The following is a 6,295-nucleotide window of genomic DNA, read 5'->3' on the forward strand; positions in this document are numbered from 1 at the left end:
GTCATACAGGCCCTAGTTTGACTGACTACGCACATCGTTGTGCGATTTATAAAAATGAATTAACAGGTACGTTTTGTCTTGTTTAGTTTTCAAAGATCATTACTGCCGCTTAACGAAGCAGCTTTATTACTATAACATTTAGCTTCTTTTAAGTCAACAACTTTTTTCAAAGTATTTAATGAAGCTTTTAGTTGATGTCAGCTGTTTATCAGCGACGAATAATAATATATCACGGATATTATCAAAAGGTCAATACCCAATTTAGGCTGTATGTGAAGAGACATTTTATCGGTTATATTCAATTGTCCATGCTCATAAGATGTAAAACAAGAATGATGGACAAGATAAGGAGGCATCATCAGTGAATCACTTCTATGTGTGGCACATTAAACGGGTAAAACAATTAATTATTATACTTATCGCCGCATTTGCAGCTGCCAGCTTTTTTTATATCCAAAGAGCTGTCCCGCTTCCCGTGTTTTCAACTGACACCGGACCTAAAGCCATTTATAAAGGAGAAACAGACTCTAAAGATATTTCACTTACTTTCGATATCAGCTGGGGTGATGAGAGAGCAGAACCGATACTTAATACTCTGAAAGCAAACGGGATTAAAAACGCAACGTTTTTCCTGTCCGCTTCTTGGGCAGAACGCCATCCCGACACAGTGGCCCGTATCGTAAAGGACGGCCATCAAATCGGGAGCATGGGCTACGCTTATAAAAACTATGCCAATTTAGAGAGCAGCGAAATAAAAAAGGACATGAACCGTGCGCAAACAGCCTTTGAAAAGTTAGGGGTCAAAGACATACAGCTATTAAGACCCCCTACCGGCCAATTCAATAAGAATGTTCTAAAGGTCGCAAAGCAATACAATTATACAGTCGTTCATTACAGTGTGAACTCTCAAGACTGGACAAATCCCGGAGTTGAAAAAATCATCGACAATGTGACCAAGCAAGTTTCCGGTGGAGACATTATTCTTTTACATGCCTCCGATTCTGCAAAACAAACAGAAGAAGCATTGCCTGATATCATCCATCAGCTGAAAGAAAAAGGATTAAAAAATGTAACCGTGGGTGATCTCATCGCAAATTCTGATGCCAAATCCGCAGAGGTAAAGTAATTACTTTGCTGCAAACTTCGGCAGCATCAGCAATTGGAAGGCATTACATGCCATTAAAGGAAAAAGCATTAAATAAAGCCAGTCCTCATCATTTACTCTTAATGCAGGGAACCATTCTAATGCGGTAATCACAACCATCAAAAATAACGATGACACAAATGTTTTCTTAGAGGACTGCTTTTGCTTTATATAAGCTGTAATCACTCCAAAGATCAATAAAAACACCGGTAACCACGCATAGCCAGCCAGCGATTCTCCGCTCTCTCCAAAAAATAAAAAACGCACGTACATTAAATCAAAAGCAACAAACAGGATGAAAAACAACTGCAGCAAATTCCACAAAGAGGAGGACCTTAATATCTCAAGCGCAAACCGATGAACTGTTAAAAACACGAAAAAACCCATTTGGCTGATCACACTGAAAATCATGCCTACACCGATAAACCAAAATAAAACAGAGAAAATCTGCCCCGCTTCAAATGTTAGAAACAGCCCTCTATATTCTCCCCACTTTAAAGCAAAACCCACAATACTCGTGATAAGCGCCCCGACAGCTAAAATAGAAAAGAAAAAACGAACTAAACCACGGCTTTTCATTTCTTTATTCATCCCCTCAAAAATCGCGAACAGCGATATTTTGTTATGTATAATTCCAAACAGATGAATCATATTAAAGGTAAGACAAGTATGTGAAAGGAGCTTAAGCATGTCAAAAGCCAAAACGCTATTGATGAGCTGTTTTTTGTTATTATCTGTAACAGCTTGCGCTCCAAAAGACCAAGCAGCGGATATGGACTATGATCAGACCAAAAAAATGGTTGTTGATATATTAAAAACTGATGATGGAAAGAAAGCTATTAAGGAATTATTAAATGATGATGCCATGAATGAAGCGCTGGTAATTGACCAAGATGCAATTAAAGGAACAATAGAAAAAACACTCACATCAAAAAAAGGTGAAGAATTTTGGAAAAACATCTTTGAAGACACTGATTTTGCTGAGGGATTTGCCAAAACTCTTCAAACAGAGCATGAAAAAGTGATTAAAAAGCTGATGAAGGATCCAGATTACCAGAAGATGCTGATGAGCGTTATGCAGGATCCCGGCATGGATAAAAAGTACAGCCAGCTGGCAAAAAGCCAAGAATTCCGCAGTTATTTAGAAGAGGTTATTAACGAAACACTTTCTAGTCCGCTTTACAAAAAGCAGTTCGAAGATGAGCTGAAAAAAGCAGCAAAAGACACAGCAAAAGAAAGTGAATAAAGGGAAAGCCGGGATCTGGAATCCCGGTTCACCTTTTATACCTGCACTGACATTTTTGCATCTATTTTTTTTGCGATGTCCTGATATATTTCTCCGATTGGATGATTTTCGTCATAAACAGACGGAGCAAATTGGTCCTTATCCCAATCGGGCTGTTTCAATGGGATTCTGCCGAGCAAAGGCACGTTTAGTTCCTCAGCCAGTTTATCTCCTCCGCCTTTTCCAAACACATATTCTCTTTCCCCTGTCTTTGCACTTTCATAATAAGCCATGTTCTCTATGACACCCACGACCTCATGATCGGTTTTAATCGCCATAGAGCCCGCTCTGGCCGCGACAAAAGCAGCTGTCGGATGTGGCGTAGATACGATAATTTCTTTGCAGCTCGGAAGCATTGTATGTACATCGAGAGCAACGTCCCCTGTACCAGGCGGAAGATCAAGAACGATATAGTCTACTTCTCCCCACTCTACTTCATGGAAAAAATTATTCAGCATTTTGCCGAGCATCGGCCCTCTCCATACGACCGGGGCATTTTCTTCTACGAAAAAGCCCATTGACATGACCTTTACTCCAAAGCGTTTAACAGGAAGAAGTTTCTCTCCTTCAATTGTTGGACGCACAGTGATACCCATCATGTCCGGCACACTGAACCCATAAATATCCGCATCAATTAAACCAACCTTTTTCCCTAGACGAGCCAGAGAAATAGCTAGGTTTACTGACACAGTTGACTTGCCTACGCCGCCTTTTCCACTTGCTACAGCAAGAAAGACTGGCGGGTTATCCATATTTAATAATGTTTTTTTCTCAGCTGACGGCGCCCGGAATTTAGCAACCGTTTCTTCAGGCAGCTCTTCAAATCGAAGGCCGACTGTCTCAGCTCCTGCCCCTTTTAATACGTTTACGATCTCTTGCTGAATCTGCATTTGTTCTGCAGTTCCTGTTTTTGCAAGAGCGACTTTTACACTGATATGCCGTTTTTCAGGCTTTATTTTAATTTCCTTAACGGCATCCAATTCTCCCAGAGGTCTTTGAAGAAAAGGTTCGCGCATTTCTCCGACTAGTTTTCTTACTTCATCTTCTCTTATCATCGAACCTCACCCTTTTGTGTATTCGTTTACAATTATTATTATATCATACATAAATGGCGGGTGTCTTATGCTTAGAACCACAAGAAAACCCTCCATTACTCCGGAGGGTCTCCTTTTTCTGTGAAATATCGCAAAATGCCTTTATATATGGAAGATGCCACCTTGTCTTGATATTTCGGTTTACCGAGCAGCGTTGCTTCGTTTGGATTGGATAAAAATCCGACTTCTATAAGCGCCCCCGGTTTGGTGACGTTTTGCATTAAGTAGATACCATGAATCCGCTTTGCTTTCCGGGTTGTGTTTTCCAGATTTCTTCTCAGCTCATCCTGGATGTATTTTGCGACTTTCTCATTTTCCGCATATTTCCCGTAATAAAAGCTTTGGGCTCCGCTCCATTTTTGTGACGGAATCGCATTAAGATGAATGCTGATATAGAGCTCCGCCTCTGAATGGTTTATTAATTTGACTCGTTGTCTTAGATCCTCAGCTTTTCGTCGACTATAGCCTTTTGTTCCTTCTGGAGCGAGATCAGTATCACTTTCTCTGGTCATGATAACAAGCGCTCCTTGTTCTTGAAGATAATCCCTGACTCTAAAGGCCACTTCCAGGGTAACATCCTTCTCTAACAGCTTTCCGCCGACTGCTCCGCCGTCAGGCCCGCCATGACCTGGATCTAGATAAATGATTTTACCGCTCAAGGGCAGGCTCCACGGCTTCCAAGAGTCGTTATTGCTGAACTGATATTTGAACAGAAATAGTAATACGATGAAGCCTAGCAAAAAACTGAGCCATTTAAGCTTTTTCCTCATCCCTTCCCCTCCCGCTTGTCCGTTATTACATAACTATGGGACAGGGCCGGGAAATATGATTACCGCATGCGAAGCTTACACTGTTTTTCTCTTTGAACAAACCCCGCTGTCCACCAATCTTTAATGAACTTGCGTGCCGCTTCATAAACCGTGTTTTTATCAAATGTTGCGTATTGCTCGTGTATCCAATTATAGAGATAATCAAAAAACTCCATACGTAGCTCTTCTTCTTCTCTTGCAGAGCGGGCACTGATACTCTGCATGGATTCTCCGTAATAGCCGAATATCCCAAAACGCCCGCCTAACAAATAAGCTTCAATCGCAAAATCAATACAGCCTTCGGTAATAATATCTCGTTCATCATGTAAAAATGGAAATAATGGTTCCAAACAATCCTTAACAGACTGGATAATTTGTCTCAGAGAGAGTTCTTTGAGCAAGTTCTTTTCTAATTCAAAATCCTTTTGGCGTTTCACATCCATAAAAGACAGTACTTCTGCCATATAAATTCACTCTCCTTTTACCGATTATTTTGAGGTTTGGATGATGAAACAATGCCCGAATTCGGTTGGAAATTCGCCCAAATGAAGGTGTAACATCGATAAAAAATCAGCTTTCTGCAGGGTGCGGAACAAACGTTCTGTAAGTAGTTATGAAAAAAGCAGCCCCTCTAACAGGTCGCTGCTTTTCATACTTTCACGCTTCTTGTTGCAGAATATGTATGGATATATTGGTCTAATACAAACCCGCCTTTATCTTCATAAAAACCAGTAACGATAAAACCGGCATCAATTTGGCCTTTGATTTGGTCTTCTAAGGAATGGCCGAATTCCAGAGCCTCATTATTTTCGATCAGTTTTTTCACTTTATGTTTCGGAAGATCTTCTGGGTCAGCGTATGGAATGGAGTGTTTTACTTTTAAAACACCTTGCTGTTCTAATTCTGTATCAAACAGAAATACAACAGGATTGACAAAACCCGAGATTAGAATGCCGTTCCTTTTCAACACACGGTGCGCTTCCTTCCATACCGGGAGGACATTCTCAACAAAAACATTGGCAACAGGATGTACAATGACATCAAATGATTCATCATTAAATACACTTAAATCGTCCATGCTTCCTTTGACAGTGTGTATCGTGAGACCATCTCGCTCAGCAATCATTCTATCCTGATTCAGCTGTTTTTCTGAGTTATCTAATACGGTGACATCCGCGCCTGCGGCTGCCAAAACTGGACCCTGCTGGCCGCCGCCTGATGCTAAACAGAGTACTTTCAGACCTTTGATAGGCGGAAACCAATCCTTCGGTACATCTTTCATTGGTGTTACCCTTATATCCCAATTGCCTTTTTTTGCTTGTTCGATAACCTGCTGCTCAACAGCAACAGTCCATTCATTGCCTGTTTCTACTTTTTTATCCCAGGCTTTGCTATTATGAGCTACTAACGCATTCATGAATCTTCTCCTTACTTTAATGTATAGAGTATAACAAATATTTCTAGATTGATATCACTTTCCCTTTGCATATTTAGAAAAAAGTTCATAAAAACGCAAAAAAATCACAAAGGAGATATGTGATTTATATCATCAGATTTACTTTTACTTCGTTACATAAAGCCATTAGCAATGAGAGCTATTGTTTCTCCGGGTTAAGAATCAGCAGTGAACTTTAACGGATGAGATACAGTGGTTAGATGAAGCTGGGCTGAGCACATAACGATAATAAACATTGACCGAACTTCCAATTGAATAAGAATGAAAGCTATCATGATTATTACAGTGAGACCGTTTATAAAAAACAATTTGCTTAACGCCGTCAAGCGTCCATTCAGTTGTTATTTTTATGCGAAGCTGCCACGTTTTATTGAAAGAAAAAAGCTCCCAACCCAAGGTCGAGAGCTTTTTGAAAACGTAAAATTAACGTTTTGAGAACTGAGGTGCACGACGAGCGCCTTTAAGACCGTATTTTTTACGTTCTTTCATACGAGCGTCACGAGTCAA

8 protein-coding genes are annotated in these 6,295 nt (G+C 40.4%); 2 read left to right on the forward strand and 6 right to left on the reverse strand.

Going from position 1 to position 6,295, the window contains the following annotated elements; all coding sequences use genetic code 11:
- The first annotated feature begins 361 nt into the window (after positions 1–361).
- Positions 362–1,126 carry a polysaccharide deacetylase family sporulation protein PdaB gene (gene pdaB, locus RAC86_RS33650; RefSeq protein ID WP_003235130.1) on the forward strand — a complete coding sequence of 255 codons (765 nt, stop codon included), beginning with the start codon at positions 362–364 and terminating at the stop codon, positions 1,124–1,126.
- Here pdaB and kbaA read toward each other — a convergent pair whose 3' ends face one another.
- Entirely contained in the window at positions 1,127–1,723 is a 597-nt protein-coding gene (kbaA, locus tag RAC86_RS33655; protein WP_004399693.1) for a KinB-signaling pathway activation protein, read from the reverse strand.
- Between the two features lie 109 nt (positions 1,724–1,832).
- Between kbaA and gerD the strand changes: the two genes are divergently transcribed.
- Positions 1,833–2,390, forward strand: coding sequence for a spore germination lipoprotein GerD (gene gerD / locus RAC86_RS33660; RefSeq protein ID WP_003235126.1), 558 nt, complete (start codon positions 1,833–1,835; stop codon positions 2,388–2,390).
- A 35-nt stretch (positions 2,391–2,425) separates the two neighbouring features.
- Here gerD and salA read toward each other — a convergent pair whose 3' ends face one another.
- The 5 genes from salA to rpsI form a co-directional block, all read right to left on the reverse strand.
- Positions 2,426–3,484 carry an iron-sulfur carrier protein/transcriptional regulator SalA gene (gene salA, locus RAC86_RS33665; protein ID WP_377886554.1) on the reverse strand — a complete coding sequence of 353 codons (1,059 nt, stop codon included), beginning with the start codon at positions 3,482–3,484 and terminating at the stop codon, positions 2,426–2,428.
- 95 nt (positions 3,485–3,579) lie between these two features.
- Positions 3,580–4,293 carry an N-acetylmuramoyl-L-alanine amidase CwlD gene (gene cwlD / locus RAC86_RS33670; RefSeq protein WP_015252979.1) on the reverse strand — a complete coding sequence of 238 codons (714 nt, stop codon included), beginning with the start codon at positions 4,291–4,293 and terminating at the stop codon, positions 3,580–3,582.
- Between the two features lie 59 nt (positions 4,294–4,352).
- On the reverse strand, positions 4,353–4,796 hold the full coding sequence (locus tag RAC86_RS33675) for a YbaK family protein (protein ID WP_003235118.1): 444 nt from the start codon (positions 4,794–4,796) through the stop codon (positions 4,353–4,355).
- Between the two features lie 185 nt (positions 4,797–4,981).
- The gene (locus RAC86_RS33680; protein ID WP_029317184.1) at positions 4,982–5,749 is read right to left on the reverse strand and encodes a class I SAM-dependent methyltransferase; all 768 of its coding nucleotides are present in this window, start codon (positions 5,747–5,749) and stop codon (positions 4,982–4,984) included.
- 462 nt (positions 5,750–6,211) lie between these two features.
- Positions 6,212–6,295, reverse strand: an 84-nt coding sequence (gene rpsI, locus RAC86_RS33685) for a 30S ribosomal protein S9 (RefSeq protein WP_377886556.1), incomplete at its 5' end; no start/stop codon positions are given.

It is taken from the genome of Bacillus sp. LR_5, from assembly GCF_042709275.1.